The organism is Spirochaeta thermophila DSM 6578, from assembly GCF_000184345.1.
Classification (GTDB): domain Bacteria; phylum Spirochaetota; class Spirochaetia; order Winmispirales; family Winmispiraceae; genus Winmispira; species Winmispira thermophila.
Genome location: NC_017583.1, coordinates 1921511 through 1945011, shown reverse-complemented (window position 1 = coordinate 1945011; position 23501 = coordinate 1921511). Strand labels below are relative to the sequence as shown.

Sequence of the window (23501 nt, the reverse complement as noted above, 5' to 3'; positions counted from 1 at the left end):
TCCTCGTGAGCCTCTTTACTCTTTGTCCGGGTCAGACTATAAGAAGCCCATGAAGTTGTCAATCGAGGCGTTTCTCTCTGGAGGTATCGGGACTGGATGGGGTGGGAAGATTCCCGTATACTGCCTTCTGAGATTTCACTCGGGGGAAGGTCGTGGATAGAGAAGAGATGAAGCGTCGTGTGGCATTCCACGCGGTGGACACCCATGTGAAGGATGGCATGAGAGTAGGGCTGGGTACGGGCTCGACCGCGGTGTGGGCGATACGGAGGATAGGGGAGCACATGAGAGAGGGGCGTCTCTCGGGCATCGTGGGGGTTGCGACGAGCTTCGCGAGCGAGATGGAGGCGCACCGGCTCGGTATCCCGGTGAGGTCCCTCAACGACCCCGAGATAGGGGGGGAGGTGGACCTCGCCATCGACGGGGCCGACGAGGTGGATCCCGCCCTCCACCTGGTGAAGGGAGGCGGCGGCGCCCTCTTCAGGGAGAAGCTGGTGGCCTACAATGCCCGGAGGTTCGTGGTGGTGGTGGAGGAGTGCAAGCTCGTACCCCACATCGGTACGGGGTTTCCCATTCCTGTGGAGGTGGTCCCCGAAGCGAGGGCCTGTGTGCTCAAGGCCCTCGAGGCGCTGGGCGCGGAGTGGACGATCCGACACGGATCAGGGAAACAGGGGCCGGTCGTGACCGACAACGGCAACCTCCTGGTGGACGTCCGATTCCCTTCCCCCGTGGATCCCGAGGAGATGGAGATACGACTCGGGCTCATCCCCGGGGTGTACGAGACCGGATTCTTCACGCGAATCAGGCCCACCGTCTGTGTGGGGCTCCCTTCCGGAGAGGTTCGTACCCTCGGGGAATGATCAGGTGGCGAGGGCCTCGCGGAGACGGAGGATCTCTCCCCGCTTGTCCTCGGACTGGAAGATCGACGATCCCACCACGAAGGTGGTGGCTCCCGCGGATCTGGCCTCGACGATGGTCGTCGGGTTGATACCCCCGTCCACCTCTATGTCGACCCTGTCACCGAGGATCTCCCGGGCCTGTTCGATCTTTCTGAGCATGGGAGTAAGGAACCGCTGGCCTCCGAACCCGGGTTCCACGGTCATGATGAGCACCCTGTCGAGGAGGTCCTTCACAGGCTCCAGGAGGCGTACATCGGTGGCGGGGTTGAGAGAAATGCCGGCCAGTCTTCCCTTCTCCTTGATGCGCTGGAGGATGAGGAAGGCCTTCGGGGTGGCCTCCAAGTGGAACACGAGGATGTCGCTCCCCGCCTCTATGAATTCCTCCCAGTATCGTTCGGGATGGCTGATCATGAGGTGGGTATCGAAGACGAGGGAGGAGAACTCCTTCCTCAGCGTCCCTATGACGGGAAGACCGAAGGAGATGTTGTCGACATAGTGTCCGTCCATCACGTCGAGGTGGAGCTCGTCTATGAGGTCCTCCACCTCGCGTATCTCGTCTCCCAGTCGGGCGAAGTTGGCGTTGAGTATCGAAGCCGACAGTTTGTACACCGTGAGCACTCCTCTCGCAGGGGTCGGTCAACCTATGCCAGATTTCGCAGGATGTGTAAAGGGTTATGGGGAGGGTGCGCTGTATCGCTGGAGGAGCATGAGCTCCTGAAGCTTCTCCCTCTCCAGATCGGGCAGGTAGGAGAAGGTGAGGCCTATCTCGTATCCTTCGGCAGGGGCCTGCTTCACGTGTATGACGTTCCCTTCTCCCTGAATATCCACGATCCCGTCGTCGGTTTCCACCTCCATGGTGAAGAACAGGGTGGTTCCGACGGGGAACTCCTCCGGACTCAAGAGACGCATGCCGCCTTCACCCAGGTCGAGGGCCTTCACCTCGAGGAATACCTCCCTCTCGAGCGGAGAGACTGTGATCTCTTTGGTGATGCGTACACGCGGGGTTTTTCTCCGTTCTTCCATCGTGACCTCCACCTCCTAAAATATAATCGCTCCCCGGTGAAAAAACCAGAGGAAGGGCGGAAATAGTGCGGGTAAAAATGACATGGCGGGGTCGCCCGGAATGTGTCATTACGACCCATATAGCCATATCGTGAGAGAGGGGTGGAATTCAAGTCATTGCAGCACAATGTTTTGAAGTTTGGCACGTATATTGCATAAAAAACATGCGGAGCGTTGCTCCGCATGGCGTGTGTTCCGGGTACAGAAGGCCGCCTTCCAGAGAGGTGGCCTTCTCTTTTTGAGAGGCTCAGGCCTCCTCCTGGCGCTTTTCCCAGATCTCCAGGATCTCTCCCACGTAGATGGTATGGTAGTCCTTCTTGGGGTAGAACACCTCGATGGCCTCGGCGTCGAGGAATCCCTCGGGGAGCATGGGCCAGCGGGCGATCTTCCTGCATTCGATGACGAGATCGGCCTGGGCGAATCCGATGCCGGCGGAGAGCTCGACCGGTACGAGACCGGTGGCCGCTGCCTTGTCCACGTCCCGTCCGGAGTGGCTCCCGCAGAACTGGAGGATGGGTCTGTGCTCCTCGGGGAGGAAGGAGAGGGTGAAGGTCTCGCTCTCTTCCATGAGGCGATGTGTGTATCTCGTGGGTCGGACGAAGACCATGCAGACGGATTTGTGCCAGAGCGTGCCGAAGGTTCCCCAGCTGCACGTCATGGTGTTCCATGTGTCCCGGCTGCCTGCCGTGAGGAGGAACCATCGTTCGGCCGTACTGGTGAAGGGGTTGAACGAAAGGTGTTCGAGTGAGACCGGTACGAAGTCCATCTCTCGCCTCCCTTGTGTGACATGCATTTCCCACAGTGTAGCAGAAATCATGAAAAAGCCCACCCCCCGGGGGTGGGCTCATGAGTCGCCTTGGAGGCGTCAGCCTTCCACCGGCATGTCCGCCAGGTGTTTGTAGAAGCGGTACTGCTGCTGTACGTTCTTCTTCGCCTCTTCGAGGAAGGCGCTCGCCTTTTCCGGGTTCATCTCCTTGAGGGCACGGAACCGGATCTCCTTGTAGAGATACTCCTCGACAGGGAGGTTGGGTTCCCTGGAGTCGAGGACGAGCGGGTTCTTGCCCTCTTCGGAGAGGAGCGGGTTGTAGCGGTAGAGGGGCCACATGCCGCTCTGGACCGCGGCCTTCTGCTGATCCATACCCTTGGCCATGTCGATGCCGTGGGCCACACAGTGGCTGTAGGCGATGATGATGGAGGGACCGGGATACGCCTCGGCCTCCAGGAAGGCCTTGATGGTCTGGATGCGGTTGTAGCCCATGGCGACCCGGGCCACGTAGACGTAGCCGTAGCTCATGGCCATGAGGCCGAGGTCCTTCTTGCGGATGGGCTTGCCGCCCGCGGCGAACTTGGCGATGGCGCCGAGCGGGGTGGCCTTGGACATCTGACCGCCGGTGTTGGAGTACACCTCGGTGTCGAGCACGAGGACGTTCACGTCGCGCCCCGAGGCGAGGACGTGATCGAGCCCGCCGTAGCCGATGTCGTAGGCCCATCCGTCGCCGCCGAGGATCCACACCGACTTCCTCACGAGGTAGTCGGCCACTGCGAGGAGATCCTTCGCCACAGGGTGGGTGCTCTTCTTGAGGGCCTGTTTGAGAGCGGCCACGTCGGCACGCTGGCGCTCCACCTCTTCATACGAGCGCTGCGGGTTCTGGAGGAGGCGGTCGAGGAGTTCAGGGGAGACGTCGGCCTTGTCCGCGAGCATGCGGGCGATGAGCTCCTTGCCGTATTCCATGAGCTTCTCCGCGGTGAGGCGCATCCCGTAGCCGAACTCGGCCGCATCTTCGAACAGGGAGTTCGACCATGCCGGCCCCCGCCCGTCCGCACGGGTGGTGTAGGGTGTGGTGGGGAGGTTCCCGCCGTAGATGGAGGAACACCCCGTGGCGTTCGCGATCACGGTCCTGTCCCCGAAGAGCTGGGTGAGGAGCTTCACGTAGGGGGTCTCACCACATCCGGCGCATGCGCCCGAGAACTCGAAGAGGGGCTCGAGGAGCTGGGATCCCTTGGTGGTGGCCACGTTGAGGTTGGTCCTGTCGGGATAGGGAAGGGTGAGGAAGAACTCCCAGTTCTTCATCTCCTTCTCCCGGATCTCCTCGGTGTAGTCCTCCATGTTGATGGCCTTGCGGTCGGTCTTGTTGCCCTGCTCGTCTTTCTTGTAGGCCGGGCAGATGTTCACACATGCGCCGCACCCGGTGCAGTCTTCGGGAGAGATCTGGATGGTGAACTTGAGACCGGCGAAGTCCTTTCCTTTTGCATCGGTGAACTTGAAGCCGGCCGGCGCCCCTTCGAGGTGTTTCTCCTCGTAGACCTTGAGCCTGATGACCGCATGGGGGCAGACCGCCGAACAGTCGCCGCACTGGATACACACGTCCGGATCCCATACGGGCACCTTCTCGGCGATGTTGCGCTTCTCGTACTTGGTGGTGCCGGTGGGATAGGTGCCGTCGTCCGGGAGCTTTGACACCGGCAGGTCGTCGCCCCGCCCTGCGATGATCTCGCCGAGCACCTCTTTCACGAACGGGGGAGCATCCTCCGGCACCGGTGGCTTCATGTGGATGGTGCTCGTCACCTGCTTCGGATAGTCCACCTGCTCGAGGGCCTCGAGAGCCCGGTCCACGGCCTTGAGGTTCTTGTCGACGACATCTTTCCCTTTCTTGCCATAGGTCTTGACGATGGACTCCTTGATGAGCTGGATGGCCTGCTGCTCGGGGAGGATGCCGGCGATCTTGAAGAAGGCGGTCTGCATGATCACGTTGATCCTGCCGGGCATGCCCACCTCTTCCGCGATCTTGTGGGCATTGATGACGTAGAACTTCGCTTCCTTGTCGATGATCTGCTTCTGCACCTCGGCCGGCAGGTGATCCCACACCTCGTCCTTGTCGTAGGGGGATGCGAGGAGGAAGGTGCCGCCCTTCCTGAGCTTGCCGAGCATGTCGTACTTCTCGAGGAAGCTGAACTTGTGGCAGGCGAGGAAGTGGGCGTCGGAGATGAGGTAGGCGCCCTTGATGGGTTTTTTCCCGAACCTGAGGTGTGAGACCGTCACGGTTCCGGCCTTCTTGGAGTCGTATACAAAGTAGCCCTGGGCGTAGTTGTCGGTGCTCTCACCGATGATCTTGATGCTGTTCTTGTTGGCTCCCACGGTACCGTCCGACCCGAGGCCGTAGAAGATCGCACGGAAGGTCTCGTCGTCCTCGGTGGAGAAGGACGGGTCCCAGTCGAGGCTCGTGAAGGTGACGTCGTCCTTGATCCCCACGGTGAAGTGGTTCTTGGGCTGCTTCTCCTTGAGGTTGTCGAGGACGGCCTTGCACATGGCGGGGGTGAACTCCTTGGAGCCGAGGCCGTAGCGTCCGCCGACCACCACGGGGTAGGTAGAGAACTTGGCGTTCCCCGATCCCATCACCTCGCCGATGGCGGTGCGCACGTCCTCGTAGAGGGGTTCGCCGATGGAACCGGGCTCCTTGGTGCGGTCGAGCACGGCGATGGCCTTCACCGTGGCGGGCAGGGCGTCGACGAAGGCCTGGGCGTCGAAGGGCCTGAAGAGGCGTACCTTGAGGACTCCCACCTTCTCTCCGCGTGCGACCAGGTACTCGACCGTCTCCTCCATGGTATCGGCGCCGGAGCCCATGAGCACGACCACCCGCTCGGCGTCGGGTGCTCCCACGTAGTCGAAGAGGTGGTACTGCCTGCCGGTGAGCCGTGCGAACGTATCCATCGCCTTCTGGACCACGGCGGGCGTGGCCTGGTAGTACTTGTTCACCGTCTCCCGGGCCGCGAAGAAGACGTCAGGGTTCTGACTGGTGCCCTTGAGGGTGGGGTGTTCGGGATCGAGGGCCCTCGCCCGGTGCGCGGCGATGAGTTCCTGGGGGAGCATCTCCTTCATCACGTCGTAGGGGATCTCCTCGACCTTCTGGATCTCGTGGGAGACGCGGAATCCGTCGAAGAAGTGCAGGAAGGGGATGCGCGACTCGAGACTGGCGGCCTGGGCGATGAGGGCGAAGTCCATCACCTCCTGCACGTTGTTGGAGGCGAGCATGGCGAAGCCGGTAGACCTGGCCGCCATCACGTCGGAGTGGTCTCCGAAGATGGAGAGGGCCTGACAGGCGACCGCCCGAGCGGCGATGTGGAAGACCGTGGGGGTGAGCTCGCCCGCGATCTTGAACATGTTGGGGATCATGAGGAGCAGGCCCTGGGAGGCGGTGAAGGTGGTGGTGAGGGCCCCGGTGGTGAGGGCGCCGTGGACCGCACCCGCGGCTCCGGCCTCGGACTGCATCTCCACCACGGTGGGGACCGTCCCCCAGATGTTCTTCTTCCCCGCGGCGGAGTAGGCGTCGGAGAGCTCGCCCATGGGGGAAGAGGGTGTGATGGGATAGATAGCGATCACCTCATTGGTGGCGTGCGCAACGTATGCCGCTGCGGTGTTCCCATCAATGGTGATCATGCGCTTCGTATCGGCCATGATTCAACCTCTTTTGTATGGGATTGGATTACCTCCACTATAGCCTTATTCAGGGGGGATTGCAAGTGCAAGGAAGGAAAAAGCGGGGAGGAGGGAGTGCCATTGAGGAAAATTTTATCTCTTTTTTGTGAGGGGAAGCCTGCGGCAGGGAGGTTCCCGGGGACGGATGGGCTCAGAAATCGTAGAGGAGCCTGAGGTATTCCTTGCGTGCAAAGGCGTGGAGCACGTGATCGGGGATGGCCTCCGGATGGGGAGGAGCGGGGGCTGCGGGAAGGGTGTAGCTCTCGAGTATCCGGGCGAGGGCCGCGAGGTGGGCTTCGAGTGAGAATCGGGCGAGACGGTCCCGGGTGTCGGGGGGGAGGGGGCGGGCGAGGCTCACGGCGGCTCGTTCGAGGAGGGTGGCGTTGGCGGCACGGATCGATTCCAGGGCCTGGGGTGCCTCGGTGATGAGGTGGAGGAGGGCCTTCTGGGCGGGTACGGGGAGGTAGGAGAAGTCGATGGCAGAGGAATCGAACTCCTCCCTGAGCTGCGCGTCGAGGGACTCTCCCAGCGAGGGGGAGAGGAGGGGGGTGATGGTGCGGAGCTTGCGACGGTAGGCGCCGGTGAGTTCGTGAATGGGGATGAGGTGTGTGTCCACGAGGGATGCGGGGATGCGGACGTCGGAGTAGAGGAGCGCGGGGTAGTCGGTGAAGATCTCTTCGAAGCCTTCCAGGATGTCGAGTCTGCGGGCGAGGAGGGGTTTGCCCACGTCGAGGGCCTGGATGAAGAGGTATCCGAAGCCTTCCTGGACCGAGGAGCTCACGAGGAGGTCGGCGGCGTGGAGGGTGGTCGGAAAGGGGAGGCCTGCCTGCTCGGCAAGGGGGCCGAGGGGGAAGAGACCCCGGATGAGGCCTTCGCGGTAACAGAGTTCCACGAGTTCGGAGTAGGCCGTCTCCTGCTGCGAGGTGCCGGGAAGGGAGACGGCGTAGAGGGCGTCGGGCGAGAGGAGGCGGGAGAGGAGGGCCCCTTCCAGGACGTTCTTCCTGCGTATGGTGCGGATGGGGGAGAGGTGGAGGGGGGTGGCGGGGGAGAGGTGGGGGGCGAGGCGCGCGAGGAGGGCCGGGCGGGGGTCGGTGAGTGCGGGCGGGGGAAGGGGGTGGTAGGGGTTCTCCAGCAGGAAGAGGCGGTCGGCCGGGATGCCGGCTTCCCCGAGGATGCGCAGGTCGCGCCGGTTGATGAGGGCGTAGCGGACGTTGGGGCCGGTGGGGTAGAGGGGGGAGCGGGTCACCAGGTGGAGCGCAGCGAGGTTCTGGTAGCGGCCGCTCTCCGGGAAGTCGTGGATGTGAAGGAGGAAGCGACGGGAGGGGAGGTCCTCGACGGTGCGAAGGAGGGCCTCGGTGAAGGCCGGGTTCTTGCCCAGGTGGTAGTTGTGCACCCAGAGGAGGTCACACTCGCCCGCCTCGGTGGTGAGGATACGTCGTATCTCCTCTATGCGGGTCGTGTCGGGAAGAGGATCGTCCTGGTCGTGGTAGCCCACCTGGGGATGCACCCTCACCTCCACCTGCGAGTCAGAGGCTGCACCGATGGATCGGAGCACCCTGTCGGTGCCCTCATGTGAGCCTGTAATGAGGCGGATGGACACGTCCTCCCAGTGGGTCAGAAGGCCCCGTACCCCGTCGGTGATGACCGAGGTGACCCCCCCGGGGCGGAGGTGGTAGTGCACGATCCCGATCCTCATGCGCCATACTCTACGGGAGGAGGGATCGGCAGGCAAGGGGGAGGTGAAGCAGGAGGGGAGGGATGTCGGTCGTGTATCATGGGGTAGAGGTGATCTGGTAGCGGAATATAGTTGTACAAACCCGGTATGAGGGGGTATACTGTGTCGGAAGGGGGACATAGATGAAACGATGGTGGACCGTTGTCGCAATGCTCGTCCTTCTCCCCGCACTGCTGTTCGCAGGGGGTAAGAAGGAGAAAGGACCTCCGATCGTCTCGCTCGGAGAGGAGGAGGCGGTGTATATCTCCCCCGGGGCTTCTCCCGGGGTCCAGGACGCGATCGTCATTCCCCTCTCCGTGACGGCGAATACCTCGATCCAGGATTACAGGATCGTGATCCAGGACGAGGCGGGCAAGGTGGTCTTCACCGCACAGAGCGAGCCCCTGCCGAAACCCGGTTTCTTCAGCAATCTCCTCATCTCGTTGGGGCTCAAGAAACGGCCTTCGGTGGAGATCCCCTCCTCTGTCGAGTGGAACGGGACCGATACCGAGGGGCGTGCCGTGCCGGAGGGCTCGTACACGTGCACGCTGACCGTGACCGACCATTTGGGACAGACCTCCACCTCCTCCATTTCCGTCGTGGTGGACAATACTCCTCCCTCCGCACAGGTGCGGATCCCCGAACCCATCTTTTCTCCGAACGGAGATGGGAGGAAGGACACCATCGTGGTGGAGCAGTCGGGTACCACCGAGGAGCAGTGGGTGATGAGTGTCCAGAGGGAGGATGGTACCGAGGTGTTCCGTTACGTACTCGAGAACGGTGCGCCCGCTTCCGTCTTCTGGGACGGGAAGCTCTCGGACGGCACGATCATCTCCGACGGGGAGTACTACTACGTGCTCTCCTCCACCGACAGGGCGGGAAACGCTTTCTCCACGAAGGCGGGGCCCGTGGTGGTCGATGCCGCGCCCAAGCAGGTGGTGGTGAAGGCCGAGCCCGATCACATCTCTCCCAATGCGGACGATGTACAGGATTTCTGTGTGATCACCCTGGTGGACAGGTCGCCGGGCCAGGTGGTGGGGGTGCGTGGTGAGGTGAGGGACGCGGATGGCAGGGTGCTCGCTTCGGCGAGTTCGTTCGAGCTTCCCACCACCTACGTGTTCAACGGCCGGTTCGACGATACCGTGTTGCCCGACGGCGAGTATACCCTGCGTCTCGAGACCGAGTACCTCTCGGGGACAGTCGCGGTGACCGAGGTGCCTGTGGTGATCGACACCCAGCCTCCGGTGACGCTCCTCCAGTACGGGCCCAGGAAGCTCTCTCCCAACGACGACGGGTTCCAGGATGTGTTCGTCGTGGAGCAGACCTCGCCCGACAAGGATGTGGTCTGGACCTCGGAGGTCCGTTCGCCTCAGGGGCAGCTCGTGCTCACGCACACCTGGGAAGGCGGTCTGGGTGATTTCGTGTGGGACGGTACGGATGAGACCGGCAAGAAGGTCCCGGAAGGCCTCTATACCTATCGGGTCTATGCGCGGGATGAGGCCGGCAACCTGGGGATGGCAGAGATAAACGAGATCGCGGTGAGCTATGCCCTGCCTCGGATAGACCTCGCGGCGGACCACCCCGGGTTCTCGCCCAACGGGGACGGGGTGAGGGATTCGCTCGAGATCACGGTGACCGGAGATGAAGGGCTTCCCGTGAACCGGCTGGTCATCACCATCACCACGCCTCAGGGCGAGCGCTATGTGGTCGATCAGCAGATGCTCGGAGTGGAAGGCATCGTCATTCCCTTCACCATCTCCACGGAGCGGCTCCTCACCATGGAGGTGCCCGACGGGCGATACGAGCTCGTGGCCTCGGCGACATACGGTGAGAAGGACACCGTGCTCGAGAGTGCGCCCCTTCCGGTGTGGGTGGATACCGTGCCTCCTGAGGTGTCCGTGAAGACGGAGCCCGTCCCCTTCTCGCCCGACGGCGACGGCAGGGACGAGGTGGTCGCCTTCATCCCCGAGGTGAGGGACGAGTCGGGTATCGAGTCGTGGGAGCTGGTGATTGCCAACAAGGATCGGAAGCAGACATTTTCGGAGGACGGGGAGCCGCCGGCCCGGATCGTATGGGACGGTTTCTTCGAATCGGGTGATCTTGCCGAGCAGGCCCACGACTATCCCGTGGCCTTCACGGTCACGGATCTCGGCGGCAACGTGGCGAAGGCCTCGGCCCTGGTGGTGACCGACGTGTACGTCGTGATCAAGGACGGCGGGGCCTACATCAGCGTGCCCGACATCCACTTCGCGCCCTTCACCGCCGACTACACCGACAAGGTGCCGTCGGAGATCCGTGAGGAGAACCTGCGTACGCTCGACGAGGTGGCTGCGATGCTCAAGAAGTTCCCGCAGTATACCGTGCAGCTCGAGGGACACGCGGTCTCCCTCCTCTGGTTCGATCCGGAGCGGGCGAAGGTGGAGCATCAGGAAGTCCTCGTCCCGCTCTCCCGTGCGAGGGCCGAGGCAGTGCGAAAGGCCCTCATCTCCAGGGGGGTGGATCCCTCGCGGCTCTCCATCGTGGGCTACGGAGGCTCACGGCCCATCGTGCCTTTCAGCGATCTCAAGAAGCGGTGGGTGAACCGGAGGGTGGAGTTCCTCCTGAAGGAGAAGTCCGGCGAGTGATCGGATGATGCGCGTATGCGAGGGGAGGCCCTGGGGCCTCCCCTCTTTCGTGCCCACCGTGTGATGGAAACGCCTCCAAGGATGCCGGAATGGTGTGCCGAGGCCGGGGGATCCGGAAGAGTGTTTCAGCCCTTCCCAGAGTGTGGTATGTAGAGCTCCACCTCCTCCAGGGTGTAGATCCCGTTTCTGAGATGTGTGTCGAGGAAAGGGAGGAGCGCGTCGATGCGTTCCTTGGTGTCGATGAGCTCGAGGACCACCGGCAGGTTCTCCGAGAGGGAGAGGACCTTCACGGTGTGGATGTGTCTCTCCCTTCCGAAGCCGAATATCCCCCGGAATACGGTGAGGCCTGCAAGCCCCAGGGTGCGGGCCTGTTCGGCCACGGCCTCGTAGAGGGGGATGTGGCCTATCTTCTCGTCTTCGGATGTGTAGATGCGGAGCCGTATGGCCACCATCGGTACCTCCTCATATCCGTCCGGAGAGAGCGTACCACACGATGCGGGCGGTGAGGAAGCCTGCCGCTGCGGCGACGAGGCCGCACACGAGCTGCCCACCGCTGTAGAGAAGGGCGGGGAGGTAGTCTCCCTCGCGCAGGAGGGTGAGGGTCTCGTAGGTGAGTGTGGAGAAGGTGGTGAAGGCGCCCAGGAACCCCACGGTGATGAGAGAGCGGGTCTCGGGAGAGAGCGAGAGCCGCTCGGAAAGGCCCATCACGAAGGCGAGGAGGAAGCTTCCCGTGAGGTTCACGACTACGGTGCCCCAGGGGAAGGTGCCGCCGCCCTGAGAGGAGATGAGGGAGGAGAGGAGGAAGCGGGAGACCGCGCCCCCTGCCCCGCCTATTGCGACCGCGATGATGAGGGCAAGATGCACCCTATGCCTCCACGGAGGCGACCTCCCAGGTGGGTCCCACCCATAGGCCGCTGACGGGGATGCCGGGGAAGTGCTCCGTGAGGAGGTGGATGCCCCTACGAAAGTGGGCGAGGTGGGCAGCCTCGTCCACCGGGTTGCCGGCGCAGTCGGTGTGGCCCGCCACGTAGATGGTCCGGGCACCGTGGGTCTCGAGCGAGATCTCCAGCTTCCGGAGGAGTCCGGGTATCTCTTCGAGCCGATGGGTGGCGAGAAGGCCGTCCATCCCGGGTTCGGTGATGGTGTCGACGAAAGCGCCGGGGTGCCTCTGGAGAAGAAACTCCAGGACAGGGCGCTGGATCCTGCCGTCCATGCAGGTGAGAAGACATATCCACTGGCTCATGGGCCCATACTAGGGGATGGAGGGGATGGTGTCCAGAGAGAAGGTGGGGCTTGCTTCGTGCCTTTCCGCCTTCTATAATCAGGCCATGAAACAACATCCACCGAGCGCAATACTCCTCTTTTCCTGTCCCGACACCAAGGGGATCGTCGCAGAGGTGTCGCACTTCATCTTCACCTACGGGGGGAACATCCTCCAGTCCCACCAGCACAACGACCCCGAGACCAATACCTTTTTCATGAGGGTGGAGTGGGACATCTCGGACTTCGCCCTTCCACGCGAGAAGATCCCCCAGGCCTTCGAGCCGATCGCCATCAAGTACCGGATGGACTGGCGGATCGAGTTCTCTGATAAGCGGACCCGGATGGCGATCTTCGTCTCGAAGCAGGATCACTGCCTCTACGACGTGCTCTTGCGGCACAAGGAGGGCGAGATCGATGCGGATATCGTGATGATCCTGAGCAACCACGAGACCACGCGGCCGATCGCCGAGTACTTCGGGGTTCCCTTCTATTATTTCCCCGTGAACAGGGAGACCAAGGAGGAGATGGAGGAGAAGGAAATCGCCCTCCTCAAGGAGCACGGGGTGGATCTGGTGGTGCTCGCCCGGTACATGCAGATCCTCTCTCCCCGGTTCGTGGGCGAGTTCCGGAACCGCATCATCAACATACACCACAGCTTCCTCCCCGCCTTTGCAGGGGCGAAGCCGTACCACCAGGCCTATGAGCGGGGGGTGAAGATCATCGGGGCGACGAGCCACTACGTGACCGAGGATCTGGACGAGGGGCCGATCATCGAGCAGGATGTGGTGCGGGTGAGTCACAGAGATACGGTGCGGGATCTCATGCAGAAGGGGAAGGATGTGGAGAAGCTGGTGCTCTCGCGTGCGCTCAAGCTCCACATCGACCACCGGATCCTGGTGTTCAGGAACCGGACGGTGATCTTCGACTAGGAGGGCTTGTGGGGCGAGAAATAGAGATGAAGGCGCGGGTGGAGGATCCCGTGCTGCTGAGGGGGCGGCTGGAGGCTGCCTACGGTGAGGGCGAGGCCTTCGAGAAGGAGGATGAGTACTACACGGGTCCTCCTGTGGAGGGGGTGCGGCCTCGTCATGTACGCCTGCGAAGGGAGGGAGATCGGTGGACGTGCGCCTTCAAGGTGAAGCGGATAGAGGTCGGGGTGGAGCGGAACGAGGAGGTGGAGTTCGGGGTGGAGGATGCGGCGGCCTTGAGGTCCCTCCTCGATTACCTGGGGTGTTCGTTCCTGGTACGGAAGGTGAAGCGGGGATGGCGGTTCCACGGGGAGGGGGTGGTGGTGGAGCTGTGTGAGGTGGGGAGACTCGGATGGTTCCTGGAGGTGGAGGCGGTGGGTGCGGGGGACGAGGAGGAGGCGGTAGGGCGGGTGCGGGGTGAGGTTGCGCGGTGGGGGCTCCTGGATGCGGTGGAGGCGAGGACGTATCTCCAGCTCTTGTGCGGGCGCTCGGAGGTGGAGGGGTGAGGAGCATGGTCGTGGCGGTGACAGGGGCGGGGGGACACCTGGGTGGGAACGTGGTGGATGTGCTTCTTGCGCGGGGTTACCGGGTGCGGGCGGTGGTGCGGCGGGACAGGCGGGCGGTGGAGGGGTGTGGGTGCGAGGTGGTGGAGGCGGATGTGCTCGACAGGGAGAGCCTGGAGCGGGCCTTCGGGGGGGTGGATGCGGTGGTGCACTGCGCCGCCTATGTGTCGATTTCAGGTGGGCACGGGGGGATGGTGTGGCGGGTGAACGTGGAGGGGGTGCGGAACGTGCTGGATGCGGCGGCTCGGGTGGGGGTGCGGAGGGTGGTGCACGTGAGCTCGATCCACGCCTTCAGGGAGTGCGGCGGGATGGTGGACGAGGGGGCGCCCCTGGTCGACGGGGAGGGGTCGGTGTACGACAGGAGCAAGGCGGAGGGGCTCCGGGTGGCGACGGAGGCGGCCGCGAGGGGTCAGGATGTGGTGGCGGTCTGTCCCACCGGGATCATAGGGCCGAAGGACTACAAGCCCTCTCGTATGGGAAGGTTCTTCATTGCGCTCGCGCGGGGGAGGGTGCCGGCGCTGGTGGAGGGGGGTTTCGACTGGGTGGACGTGCGGGATGTAGCGGAGGGGGTGGTGGCGGCGTTGGAGCGGGGGTGGAGGGGGGAGCGGTACGTGTTGTCGGGCAGGTATGTGAAGGTGGCGGAGCTCGCCCGTGCGTGGTGCGGGGTGGCCGGCGTGAGGGCGCCTCGGGTGGTGGTGCCGCCGGGACTTGCGCGGATCGGAGCGGGTCTCGGTGGGATCCTCCTGCCTCTCCTGCCCGGTGAGCCGCTCTTCACTGCGGAGGCGATCGGGGCTCTCTCCTGGCGGACCCCGGTCTCGTCCGAAAGGGCGCGCCGTGGATTGGGCTACGTGGCCCGTCCGCTCGAGGAGACCCTCGAGGATACCTATCGATGGTTCAAGGAGTACGGCTATGTATGAGCGTCTCGTCCTTGTCTGGATGGCCCTCGCGGTGGCGGTGTGGATCCTGCTCTCACAGGTGACGGCTCCCTACGGCAGACACGTGCGCCAGGGGTGGGGAACACCGCTCAATGCCCGGATGGCGTGGATGGTGATGGAACTCCCTTCCCTCCTCATCCCGCTCTACGGGCTTCTGTGGGGAAGACCGGAAGGGCTGGCCGCCTTTTTCCTGGGGCTCTGGGTCTTTCACTATGCCTATCGGAGCCTCCTCTTCCCCTTCCTCATCAGGGCACGCAAGGACGTTCCTTTCTCCGTGGTGGGGATGGCCCTCGTGTTCAACCTCGCCAACAGCGGGTTCAACACCTACTCGCTTCTCTTCGTGAAGGACTATGCCTCCTCGTGGACCTCGGATCCCCGTTTTCTCCTGGGAGTCTGCCTCTTCCTCTCGGGGTTCGTGATGCACGTGGTCTCCGATGCACGGCTCAGGGCCCTCAGAAGGGAAGGGGAGGGGAGCTACCGTATCCCTCAGGGGTGGCTCTTCCGGTGGGTCTCGTGTCCCAACTACTTCGGTGAGATCCTCGAGTGGACGGGGTGGGCCCTCGCCACCTGGTCGCTCGCGGGGATCTCCTTCGCACTCTGGACGTGTGCCAACCTCGTGCCTCGGGCTCTCTCCCACCACAGGTGGTACAGGCAGCACTTCCCGGACTATCCCGCGGACCGCAAGGCCCTCATCCCCGTGATAGGGCCTTGACAGGGGGATGATTTTCGAGTATATACATGGACGCGTAAAGCGAGCCAACTTAGCTCAGCTGGTAGAGCACGTGACTTGTAATCTCGGGGTCGTCGGTTCGAATCCGACAGTTGGCTCCTGAGACATGGATGTGGGGAGATTCCCGAGCGGTCAAAGGGGGCAGACTGTAAATCTGCTGGCGTTTGCCTTCGAAGGTTCGAATCCTTCTCTCCCCACCGAGAGAGGCCCGGACGGGCCTCTCTTTTTGTCTCTCCCTGATATAGGTGCGGCTTTCTTGTTGAGAAAACCGGTGTTGTCGTATATCCTTAGTCTATGGCGTTGGAGTGGGTCCTCCTCTTCTTCAGTTTCTTCCTCTTCCTCTTCTCCCTCTTCCTCGAAGTTCCCTTGAGGAGGTGGCTCCTGCTCTACACCTTCACCTTGTTCTTCACCGCCCTTCTCTATGTGATGGGGCATACGGTCTTCGTGGACGATCCCAATGTCCAGCTCATCTGGTACCATCCTCTCTTCCTCCTCCCTCTCTCCTGGTTCCTGGTGGCCACGGGGGCGGCGGGGTTCAGGGGACGCGTCCTCTTCTGGGTGAGGATCTTTCCCGTGGGGGTCTTTCTCCTCGGCGGGGTGCTCATGAGGGCGGTCCCTTCATGGGTGTGGGATCCCGAGACATTCTCTCCCCGCTGGTTCTCCTACGCCTCGGGGGGACTCATGATCCTCTACTCTCTCGCCGTGATCTTCTTTCGCTACGAGCGGTACGAGTGGTTCTTCCGTGCCTACAGCCCCCTCCTTGCGGTGGCTCCCCTGGGCTTTCCCTTCATCATGCTCCCTGAGGTCTTCATCCTCTGGTACCTGTTGGGGCTCTCCTTCGGGTGCATGGTGCTCCTCTCCCTCCTCGCCCACGATGCGCGGGTGGACGTGCTTCCTGCGGCGAGGGAGCTCATCTTCGACGCCATGCCGGATCCGGTGATCGTCCTCGATGCCGCGGACAGGATCCGCTTCATCAACAAGGCGTGCGAACGCCTGGTGGGGCACACCTCACGGGAGGTGAGAGGGAAGGAGATCGATGCGGTCTTTCCCGGAGGTCTCTTTCCCCTCTCCCTCAGGGCGCACATGGAGCAGTTCGAGATACAGGTGGGTTCCACGCTCTTCGAGGTGCATGCCACCTGGATCACTGATGCCCTCGACCGGCGGAAGGGCACGCTTTTCCACCTCTCGGATATCACGGCGGAGCGGGAGGCGGTGAACACCCTCGCCCTTCGTGAGCGACAGTACCGCAATGTGCTCGAGAACATCACGGTGGGAGTGATGCTCCTCAACCGGGATTACGTCGTCCGTGCCTGGAACCGCAGGATGGAGGAGTGGTTCCCCGGGATTTCCTGGGGGACGGAAGGGGTTCGCTGTGTGGAGATCTGCAAGGGGCCTGTGCTCCCCTGCGAGGAGTGTCCCCTCCCCCCGGTCTTCGCGTCGGGGAAGACGCAGCGAGCGGAGGTGCGGAGGCAGACGAAGTACGGCGAGAGGATCTTTTCGATGGTCGCCACGCCTCATCTCGACGACGAAGGGGTGATCAGGGGGGTGGTGGTGCTCCTGGAGGATGTGACGGCGGAGCGGAAGGCGACCGAAGAGCTCGAGCGCTACAAGTTCATGGTGAACGCCTCTGCAGACTTCATGTCCCTCATAAGCAGCGACTTCCGTTACGAGGCGGTGAACGATGCCTTCTGCAAGGCGCACGGCAAGGGACGGGAAGACTTCGTGGGACACCGGGTGGCGGAACTCTGGGGAGAAGAGACCTTCAGGCGAAAGATCCTCCCCTATATCCAGCGGGCGTTCGAGGGCGAGAGGGTGGTGGTGGAGGATCGATTCGTCTTCGGACTCCTCGGGGAGCGCGATCTCGAAGTTTCCTACAATCCCTACAGGGAAGGGGAAAGGATCACCCACGTGGCGGTGGTCACGCGGGACATCACCTCCTACAAGGATGCGTTGCGCCACTTGGAGGATGCGCGTCGTCAGGCCGAGGAGGCGAACCGGGCGAAGAGTGCCTTCCTCGCGAGCATGAGCCACGAGATTCGCACCCCTCTCAATGCGATCACGGGGATGAGCGATCTCCTGCTCCTCTCCAGGGTGTCCCCCGAGGTGGAGGAAGGGCTCGCCATCATCAAGGATTCGGCGGGCACCTTGCTCGCCCTCATCAACGACATACTGGATCTCTCGAGGATCGAGGCCGGAAGGATCGAACTCGAGCGCATCCCCTTGAGGTTCCCGGATCTGGTGCGGCACACCTGGGAGATGTTCAGGCCTCAGGCAGAGACCAAGGGGCTTTCCTTCGAACTCCACCTCTCGGAGGGGCTTCCCTCCGAGGTGAATGGTGACCCGGTGAGGATACGTCAGATCCTCATCAACCTCCTGAGCAATGCCCTCAAGTTCACCGAGGAGGGGGGGGTGACCCTCTCGGTGACGGGGCACCGCATGTACGATCGCGACTGGGAGGTGGAGCTGGTGGTGGAGGACACCGGCATAGGGATCCCGCCGGAGAAACTCGAGCGGATCTTCGAACCCTTCACCCAGGCGGACTCTTCGATCACGCGCAGGTACGGCGGTACGGGTCTGGGGCTGAGCATCTCTCGTCAGCTCGCCGAGATGATGGGTGGGACCGTCGTGGTCTCGAGCGAGGTGGGCCGGGGGAGCACGTTCGTCTGCAGACTCGTCCTGGAGGAGGCGGAGGGGGAAGCCGCCCCGCCGGCAAAGGGGCAGGTGCCGCGCGTGTCCCGTGCGATGAGGGTGCTCGTGGTGGAGGACAACAGGGTGAATGCCCTGGTGGCGAGACGGCTCCTTGAGCATCTGGGACATCGTGTGCTCGTGGCCGAGAGCGGAAAGGATGCGCTCGCGTTGCTCGGACGGGAGGAGGTGGATGCGGTGTTCATGGATGTGGAGATGCCGGGTATGGACGGGTTCGAGTGTGCGAGGAGGATCAGGGCCGGGGAGGCGGGTGGGCGCGCGAGGATGGTGCCCGTGTTCGCCCTCACGGCCCACGCGGTGGGGGAGATCCAGGATCGGGTGGATGAGGTGGGTATGGACGGGGTGGTCCTCAAGCCGGTGGGGATAGAGGATCTCGCTCGGGCGCTCGAGCAGGTCGCCGGAAGGGGGGAAGGGGTCTCCCCTCCGGTGCAGGATCTCCCCGAGGAGGATCTCCCCCATCTCGACGTGGAGGGGTCGCTCCTCAGGATGGGGGGGAGCAGGGAACTGCTTCGCGAGTTCTGGGAGGTGTTCCTCAGAGACCTCGGGGACAAGCGGTCCTCCCTTTCGTCTGCACTGGAGAGGGGGGAATGGGATCTGCTTTCGAGACTCGCGCACAGCCTGAAGGGGGTGTGCGGAAACGTGGGCGGAGTGAGGGCCGCTTCGCTCGCGAGGAGGCTCGAAGGGGCGGCGGGAAGGGGGGAGGTGGAGGAGGCGAGGCGTCTCGTCCGTGAGCTGGACGAGGAACTGGGGATTCTGGGTGAGCTTCTCGGGAGAGGCCCTGATATCATTCTTTCAGAGCAGGAGGATGGAAGATCTCATGGGTAAGAGTGCAAAGTACAGCAAGGACAGGATCCTCAATGCCGCGGTGAGGGTGATCCGAAGGAAAGGGGTCGCGAACACGAGCCTGGCGGATATCGCAAAAGAGCTGGGGATGAGCAAGGGGACGCTCTACTACTACTATGCCTCGAAGAGCGATCTCATCTTCGATCTCACCGAGCGGCACATCAGGTATATCACGGAGGAGATCCTCGATTGGGTGGCGAAGGCGAAGGATGAGGCCTCGCCGCAGGAGATCCTCCATGTGGTGCTCAACCTCTTGCTCAGGGGGAATACGAGGGGGCCGGTGCACCTCTACCTGCTCCAGGATGCGATCGGGGGGAACGAGATCCTGCGACGGCGGTTCCTCCAGGAATACGGGAGGTGGCGCCAGATCCTCCGGGAGGGGCTCGAGCAGCTTCTGGGCGAGCGTGGGGATGTGGAGGTGCGGGCTGCGGTACTCATGGCCGTGATCGACGGGCTCCTGCTCGAGAAGCTGGTGGGAGTGAGGCCTCTCTTTCTGCGGGAGATCTCGGAGTTTCTCACCAGGTAGGGTGTGGGATGAACCTGGTGCTCTTTCTTCCTGAAGAGGACTGCACGAGGCTCGTACGCGGTGACCGGAGGTACGAGCACCTGGTGTCGGTGCTGCGCGTGAGGGAGGGGGAGGTGGTGCGGGTGGGGGTGCTGGGGGGGAGGATGGGGGAAGGGCGGGTGGAAGAGGTGGCGCGGGAGGAGGTGCGGCTCTCGTGTACGTTCGATCGGGACCCTCCTCCACCGTTGCCGGTGACGCTCCTGGTGGCGGCGGTGCGCCCGATCGTGGGGAGGAGGCTCCTGCGGGATCTCTCTGCGTTGGGGCTGGAGCGGGTGGTGGTCTTTCCTGCGAGGCTTTCGGAGCGGTCGTACCTGGAGAGTACGCTGTGGAAGGAGGGGGGATGGGAGCGGTCTCTCATCGAGGGCGCGGAGCAGGGGGTGACGACGCGGGTGCCTGAGGTGGTACGGGTGCGGTCGTTGGAGGAGGGGGTTAGGATGTGTGGAGATGGGGTGCGTTATGTGTGCGATGAGGCGGCAGGTCAGGGGGAGGGGGTGGTACGGGGGGCGCGGTATGTGGTGGCGGTGGGACCTGAGCGGGGGTGGACCGACGAGGAGCGGAGGGTGCTGGAGAGGGAGGGGTTTGTGCGGCTCTCACTGGGGCCGAGGATGCTCAGGACCGAGGTGGCGTGCCACGTGGCGTTGGGGAGGGTGGCGGAGGGGGCGGGGTGGTGGGGGTAGGAGGCGGGATGGGTGGGATGGGTGGGATGGGTGGGATGGGTGGGATGGGTGGGATGGGTGGGATGGGTGGGATGGGTGGGATGGGTGGGCTTGTGTTCCGGGTTGGGGTGTAGTAGGATGGAGGGTATGAAGAAGATGCTGGGCGTGTTCGTGTTGGTGGGGGTGCTGGCGGGGTGCGGGGGGCGGGGGAAGGATGAGGTGCGGGCGCTGGGGTTTGCGGAGGCGGCGCCGGCGAAGATGGCGGCGTCGGGGGTGGAGGGGGCGGAGGATGTGGTGGGGGTGGAGCGGAAGCTGGTGCGGGAAGGGGAGGTGGAGCTGGAGGTGGGGGATGTGGATGCGGCGGTGGGGGGGGTGAGGGAGATGGTGGAGGGATGGGGTGGGTACGTGGCGAGGGTGGAGCGGTGGGAGAGTGGAGCGCAGGTGGAGGCGAGGGTCCCGGAGGGGCGGTTCGGGGAGGCGATGGAGCGGGCGGGGGAGTGGGGACGGGTGCTGAGCTCGAGCCAGCGTGTGATCGACGTGACCGAGCGCTACTACGACCTGGAGACCCGACTCAAGAACGCGTATCTCCTCGAGGAACGCTACAGAGGGTACCTCGGTGAGGCGAAGACCCTGGAGGATATCCTCAAGGTGGAGGAGGCGATCGCACGGGTGCGAACCGAGATCGAGCAGATGGAGGGGCAGAAGCGGAGGCTGGAACAGGACATCTCGTTCTCACGTATCCTCTTCACCTTCACCCTTCCTCCGGAAAAGGCGCCTCCTTCGTATCCTTCGCTTAAGGAGGGCTTGGGGAGCCTGTGGGTGGGATTCGTTCGTTTCCTCTACGGTCTTCTCCTCGTGCTCATAGGACTGGTGGTCTTCGGCATCCCCGGGATCGGCGTCCTCGCCTTTCTCTACTGGCTCCTCCTCGGGAAGGTGGGGGTGCTTCGGAGGGTGTTCGGCGCGCTGTCCCCCGAGGGGAAACGAGGAAGGAGGGAGTCATGAGCATATTCGATACGTTCGAGATCGCCCAGGTGGCCTTCATCGTGCGCGACATCGAGAAGAGCGCACGTGCGTGGGCCGCTCTCCTGGGAGTGGACCCTCCCGAGCCCGTGATCACCGGGCCGCAGGAAGAGGCCCACACCCTCTACCGGGGAAGCCCCACACCCGCGAGGGCGCGGCTCGCCTTCATTCCGGCAGGTCAGGTCACTGTCGAGCTCATAGAACCCGACGAACATCCGAGTATCTGGCGCGAGTTTCTCGATGAGGGGGGCGAGGGTCTCCACCACCTTGGGGTGTACGTGAAAGACCTTCCGCAGAGGGCCCGACGGATCGAGGCGCTCGGCTTTCCCCTCGTGCAACAGGGGGACTACCCGGGAGGGCGCTATGCCTACATGGACACCCGCTCCCTCCTCGGGGTGATGCTGGAGCTTCTGGAAAACTTCTAGTCTCTCAGGAGCCTTCTTCCACCATGTTCCCTATGAAGTTGATGAGGGTGGAGCTCCCTGCGCCCGAGACGGGAGTGCCCTCCCTCGGAGGGGCGAGGCAGTAACTGAATTTGTAGCCCCCGCTCCTCAAGGGGATGACGGTGATGACGATGTTGGCCTCCTGATCGGGGAGCCGGAAGAGAAGGTACCGCCCCTCCTGCCTGAAGGCGCAGGAGAAGGATATTTCCCCGAAGACGATGGTCGCGCTGTCTCCCGAGATCTGTATACGCGAGATCGACCGCTCCTGCTCGGGGTTGGCGAAGCCGAGTACCTGGCCGTTGCGGATGACCTGGATGACCTGGGTCTGCAATCTCCAAGTACCGGTGAGGTCTTCAGCCGGGAGTGCCACCGAGAGGGCGAAGAGGAGGGCAGGGAGCAGTATCGTTCGTTTCACGACGCCTCCTTATGGGTGGAATCCCCTCCATGGTACTCCTCTTGGAGCAAAAAGACAAGAAAAAGGGAGCACTCCGCGTGCTCCCTTCCGCGTGGTTCACCGCTCACCTCACTGTTCGAGCACCACGATGTCCACGGGAGGCCTGTACCGGCTCAAGACCGCGAGGGCCTCGTGCACGGGATGGGTCTTGAACTTCTCCACGAGATCGGGATCGACCGTACCCTTCTCTGCCTCGGGGTAGGCGTTCTGCCAGAGGATGTAGTCGAACCTGGGCGCCCACTTCCTGGCCCCGAGGCGCGCGGTGGTGGAGCAGTTGTCCACCATGTAGGCGACGCCCTTGAAGTGCATGTAGGGGTTGAGGGAGTCGACGGCCTCGATGATCGACTCGTTGACGATCTCGGAGTAGGCGTGTCCCTTCTCTCTCAGGATGTCCACCTGGGCCACGATGCCGGCCGCATAGATCCCTGCGGTGAAGGGATCGAGGGGGATCTTGTCTTCCACCCGCTCGGCGCGGACCTCTTCCCCCACCTTCCACATCCTGGTGTTGTCGATGGTCCTGAACGGGAATCGCTCGAGCCGCTTGCCGGCCATGATGACCGATCGTATCTCGTTCCCGCTCTCGACCTCTTCGTAGCATTCGAGCATCACCTCGAAGAGCGGCCAGTAGGCCGTGCTGTAGGCGGACTCGAAGATCTTCTTCTCCTCGGGAGAGAAGGCCTCGTACATCGCCTTGATGCCTTTCTTGGAGATGGTCTTGGAGATGGGGCCGGTGATGGACTCCACGGCGTGCTGGAAGGCGGTCTTCTCGTCCATGCCGTGGTCGGTGTACCAGCGGTAGAGGCTCTCCACCATGCCGTGGACCGCACCCAGGAGGATGCCCCGTTCACCGAAGATGTCCGACTTGTACTCCATCTCCAGGGTGGTGGCGAAGACATAGGGCGCGCCGATACCGACGGCCCACCCGAGGGCCTGATCGGTGGCCTTTCCGTTGATGTCCTGGACCACGGCGAAGCTGCAGTTGATGCCAGCGCCGTTGACTTCCTTTCCTTGTTCGTAGAGCCTTCGTACCGAGGGACCCATGCCCTTGGGACACACGCCTATGATGTTGATGTGATCGGGGAGCTTCTCGCCGATGGCATTGAGGTAGCCGATGAGAAAACCGTGGGAGAGCCCCAGGGTGGTGCCGGGCCGCATGGCGGCGAAGATCTCCTTGTAGAGCTCGACCTGGGCGGCATCCGCGATGAGGAGGATGACGAGATCGGACTCCCGGATGACGTCCATCATCTCACCGAGGGTACCGTTCTCCTCGGTGAAGCCGGCGGCCCGTGCCTTCTCCATCGAGGGCGAACCGGCCCTGAGACCCACCTTCACCTTGATGTCGGTGCCCTCGAGGGAGTCCCTCAGGTTCATGGCCTGGGCTGGTCCCTGCGACTTCCACCCGATGACACCGATCTGTCGGATGCCTTCGAAGGCCTTCGGAAGGAGGGAGAACTTGTCCTTCCCCCCCTGTACTACGTATTCCTCTGTCCCTGCGAGCGTGATCTTCTCTTTTGCGAACACCTTGGTTTCGAAATCGATCATATCTGACTCCTTGGAGCTGGTGTGCGATGAGTATAACACGTCAATG

The 23501-nt window shown here is 63.1% G+C and carries 21 protein-coding genes and 2 tRNA genes; 13 read left to right on the top strand and 10 right to left on the bottom strand.

All coding sequences use genetic code 11. From position 1 onward, the window contains the following. The first annotated feature begins 167 nt into the window (after positions 1-167). Entirely contained in the window at positions 168-857 is a 690-nt protein-coding gene (rpiA, locus tag SPITH_RS08805; protein WP_014625315.1) for a ribose 5-phosphate isomerase A, read from the top strand. On the opposite strand, the gene rpe is transcribed toward rpiA, so the two are convergent. The 5 genes from rpe to SPITH_RS08780 form a co-directional block, all read right to left on the bottom strand. Continuing rightward, positions 858-1505 carry a ribulose-phosphate 3-epimerase gene (gene rpe, locus SPITH_RS08800; RefSeq protein WP_014625314.1) on the bottom strand — a complete coding sequence of 216 codons (648 nt, stop codon included), beginning with the start codon at positions 1503-1505 and terminating at the stop codon, positions 858-860. A gap of 63 nt (positions 1506-1568) precedes the next feature. Beyond that, positions 1569-1919, bottom strand: coding sequence for a PilZ domain-containing protein (locus SPITH_RS08795; RefSeq protein ID WP_014625313.1), 351 nt, complete (start codon positions 1917-1919; stop codon positions 1569-1571). A 286-nt stretch (positions 1920-2205) separates the two neighbouring features. Next, positions 2206-2751 (bottom strand): flavin reductase family protein, encoded by a 546-nt coding sequence (locus SPITH_RS08790; protein ID WP_245523371.1) that lies wholly within the window; start codon positions 2749-2751, stop codon positions 2206-2208. A 72-nt stretch (positions 2752-2823) separates the two neighbouring features. Then, positions 2824-6411 (bottom strand): pyruvate:ferredoxin (flavodoxin) oxidoreductase, encoded by a 3588-nt coding sequence (gene nifJ / locus SPITH_RS08785; protein ID WP_014625311.1) that lies wholly within the window; start codon positions 6409-6411, stop codon positions 2824-2826. A gap of 172 nt (positions 6412-6583) precedes the next feature. Then, a complete protein-coding gene (locus tag SPITH_RS08780) occupies positions 6584-8128 on the bottom strand; it encodes a glycosyltransferase family protein (RefSeq protein ID WP_014625310.1) in 1545 nt (514 codons plus the stop codon). 161 nt (positions 8129-8289) lie between these two features. Here SPITH_RS08780 and SPITH_RS08775 point away from each other — a divergent pair, with 161 nt between their 5' ends. Next, on the top strand, positions 8290-10770 hold the full coding sequence (locus SPITH_RS08775) for a T9SS type B sorting domain-containing protein (protein ID WP_014625309.1): 2481 nt from the start codon (positions 8290-8292) through the stop codon (positions 10768-10770). A gap of 125 nt (positions 10771-10895) precedes the next feature. On the opposite strand, the gene SPITH_RS08770 is transcribed toward SPITH_RS08775, so the two are convergent. The 3 genes from SPITH_RS08770 to SPITH_RS08760 are packed head-to-tail and all read right to left on the bottom strand — an operon-like array spanning position 10896 to position 12013. Continuing rightward, a complete protein-coding gene (locus SPITH_RS08770) occupies positions 10896-11222 on the bottom strand; it encodes a DUF190 domain-containing protein (RefSeq protein WP_014625308.1) in 327 nt (108 codons plus the stop codon). Positions 11223-11232: 10 nt separating this feature from the next. Beyond that, positions 11233-11634 carry a fluoride efflux transporter CrcB gene (gene crcB, locus SPITH_RS08765; protein ID WP_014625307.1) on the bottom strand — a complete coding sequence of 134 codons (402 nt, stop codon included), beginning with the start codon at positions 11632-11634 and terminating at the stop codon, positions 11233-11235. Position 11635: 1 nt separating this feature from the next. After that, a complete protein-coding gene (locus tag SPITH_RS08760; RefSeq protein WP_014625306.1) occupies positions 11636-12013 on the bottom strand; it encodes a carbonic anhydrase in 378 nt (125 codons plus the stop codon). An 85-nt stretch (positions 12014-12098) separates the two neighbouring features. Here SPITH_RS08760 and purU point away from each other — a divergent pair, with 85 nt between their 5' ends. From purU to SPITH_RS08705, 11 genes are all read left to right on the top strand, one after another. Further along, complete coding sequence (gene purU, locus SPITH_RS08755) at positions 12099-12962, top strand: formyltetrahydrofolate deformylase (RefSeq protein ID WP_014625305.1); 864 nt, start codon at positions 12099-12101, stop codon at positions 12960-12962. An 8-nt stretch (positions 12963-12970) separates the two neighbouring features. Continuing rightward, a complete protein-coding gene (locus SPITH_RS12820; RefSeq protein ID WP_014625304.1) occupies positions 12971-13504 on the top strand; it encodes a CYTH domain-containing protein in 534 nt (177 codons plus the stop codon). Between the two features lie 5 nt (positions 13505-13509). Further along, positions 13510-14478 (top strand): NAD-dependent epimerase/dehydratase family protein, encoded by a 969-nt coding sequence (locus SPITH_RS08745; RefSeq protein ID WP_014625303.1) that lies wholly within the window; start codon positions 13510-13512, stop codon positions 14476-14478. Continuing rightward, positions 14471-15208, top strand: coding sequence for a DUF1295 domain-containing protein (locus SPITH_RS08740; protein ID WP_014625302.1), 738 nt, complete (start codon positions 14471-14473; stop codon positions 15206-15208). The genes SPITH_RS08745 and SPITH_RS08740 overlap by 8 nt, the downstream gene beginning before the upstream one ends. 43 nt (positions 15209-15251) lie before the next feature. Then, positions 15252-15324: transfer RNA gene (locus SPITH_RS08735), tRNA-Thr, on the top strand. Between the two features lie 16 nt (positions 15325-15340). Continuing rightward, positions 15341-15423, top strand: a tRNA-Tyr gene (locus SPITH_RS08730). Positions 15424-15520: 97 nt separating this feature from the next. Then, on the top strand, positions 15521-18757 hold the full coding sequence (locus tag SPITH_RS08725) for an ATP-binding protein (protein WP_014625301.1): 3237 nt from the start codon (positions 15521-15523) through the stop codon (positions 18755-18757). Continuing rightward, positions 18750-19301 carry a TetR/AcrR family transcriptional regulator gene (locus SPITH_RS08720; protein WP_014625300.1) on the top strand — a complete coding sequence of 184 codons (552 nt, stop codon included), beginning with the start codon at positions 18750-18752 and terminating at the stop codon, positions 19299-19301. Before SPITH_RS08725 ends, SPITH_RS08720 begins: the two co-directional genes overlap by 8 nt. 8 nt (positions 19302-19309) lie before the next feature. Further along, positions 19310-20017 (top strand): RsmE family RNA methyltransferase, encoded by a 708-nt coding sequence (locus SPITH_RS08715; protein WP_014625299.1) that lies wholly within the window; start codon positions 19310-19312, stop codon positions 20015-20017. Between the two features lie 126 nt (positions 20018-20143). Continuing rightward, a complete protein-coding gene (locus tag SPITH_RS08710; protein WP_014625298.1) occupies positions 20144-20998 on the top strand; it encodes a DUF4349 domain-containing protein in 855 nt (284 codons plus the stop codon). After that, complete coding sequence (locus tag SPITH_RS08705) at positions 20995-21441, top strand: VOC family protein (RefSeq protein ID WP_014625297.1); 447 nt, start codon at positions 20995-20997, stop codon at positions 21439-21441. The genes SPITH_RS08710 and SPITH_RS08705 overlap by 4 nt, the downstream gene beginning before the upstream one ends. A 4-nt stretch (positions 21442-21445) precedes the next feature. On the opposite strand, the gene SPITH_RS08700 is transcribed toward SPITH_RS08705, so the two are convergent. Next, positions 21446-21874, bottom strand: a complete 429-nt coding sequence (locus SPITH_RS08700) for a hypothetical protein (protein WP_014625296.1) — start codon at positions 21872-21874, stop codon at positions 21446-21448. Positions 21875-21982: 108 nt separating this feature from the next. Next, positions 21983-23455 carry a ketol-acid reductoisomerase gene (locus tag SPITH_RS08695; RefSeq protein ID WP_014625295.1) on the bottom strand — a complete coding sequence of 491 codons (1473 nt, stop codon included), beginning with the start codon at positions 23453-23455 and terminating at the stop codon, positions 21983-21985. Positions 23456-23501: the final 46 nt, after the last annotated feature.

Coding starts and splice junctions, on each gene's coding strand:
- SPITH_RS08695 (WP_014625295.1), bottom strand. CDS start 23,455: ATGATCGATTTCGAAACCAAGGTGTTCGCAAAAGAGAAGATCACGCTC.
- SPITH_RS08790 (WP_245523371.1), bottom strand. CDS start 2,751: ATGCATGTCACACAAGGGAGGCGAGAGATGGACTTCGTACCGGTCTCA.
- purU (WP_014625305.1), top strand. CDS start 12,099: ATGAAACAACATCCACCGAGCGCAATACTCCTCTTTTCCTGTCCCGAC.
- rpiA (WP_014625315.1), top strand. CDS start 168: ATGAAGCGTCGTGTGGCATTCCACGCGGTGGACACCCATGTGAAGGAT.
- SPITH_RS08760 (WP_014625306.1), bottom strand. CDS start 12,013: ATGAGCCAGTGGATATGTCTTCTCACCTGCATGGACGGCAGGATCCAG.
- SPITH_RS08725 (WP_014625301.1), top strand. CDS start 15,521: ATGGCGTTGGAGTGGGTCCTCCTCTTCTTCAGTTTCTTCCTCTTCCTC.
- SPITH_RS08745 (WP_014625303.1), top strand. CDS start 13,510: ATGGTCGTGGCGGTGACAGGGGCGGGGGGACACCTGGGTGGGAACGTG.
- SPITH_RS08715 (WP_014625299.1), top strand. CDS start 19,310: ATGAACCTGGTGCTCTTTCTTCCTGAAGAGGACTGCACGAGGCTCGTA.
- SPITH_RS08795 (WP_014625313.1), bottom strand. CDS start 1,919: ATGGAAGAACGGAGAAAAACCCCGCGTGTACGCATCACCAAAGAGATC.
- SPITH_RS08720 (WP_014625300.1), top strand. CDS start 18,750: ATGGGTAAGAGTGCAAAGTACAGCAAGGACAGGATCCTCAATGCCGCG.
- SPITH_RS08770 (WP_014625308.1), bottom strand. CDS start 11,222: ATGGTGGCCATACGGCTCCGCATCTACACATCCGAAGACGAGAAGATA.
- SPITH_RS08710 (WP_014625298.1), top strand. CDS start 20,144: ATGAAGAAGATGCTGGGCGTGTTCGTGTTGGTGGGGGTGCTGGCGGGG.
- SPITH_RS08740 (WP_014625302.1), top strand. CDS start 14,471: ATGTATGAGCGTCTCGTCCTTGTCTGGATGGCCCTCGCGGTGGCGGTG.
- SPITH_RS08780 (WP_014625310.1), bottom strand. CDS start 8,128: ATGAGGATCGGGATCGTGCACTACCACCTCCGCCCCGGGGGGGTCACC.
- SPITH_RS08775 (WP_014625309.1), top strand. CDS start 8,290: ATGAAACGATGGTGGACCGTTGTCGCAATGCTCGTCCTTCTCCCCGCA.
- SPITH_RS08705 (WP_014625297.1), top strand. CDS start 20,995: ATGAGCATATTCGATACGTTCGAGATCGCCCAGGTGGCCTTCATCGTG.
- nifJ (WP_014625311.1), bottom strand. CDS start 6,411: ATGGCCGATACGAAGCGCATGATCACCATTGATGGGAACACCGCAGCG.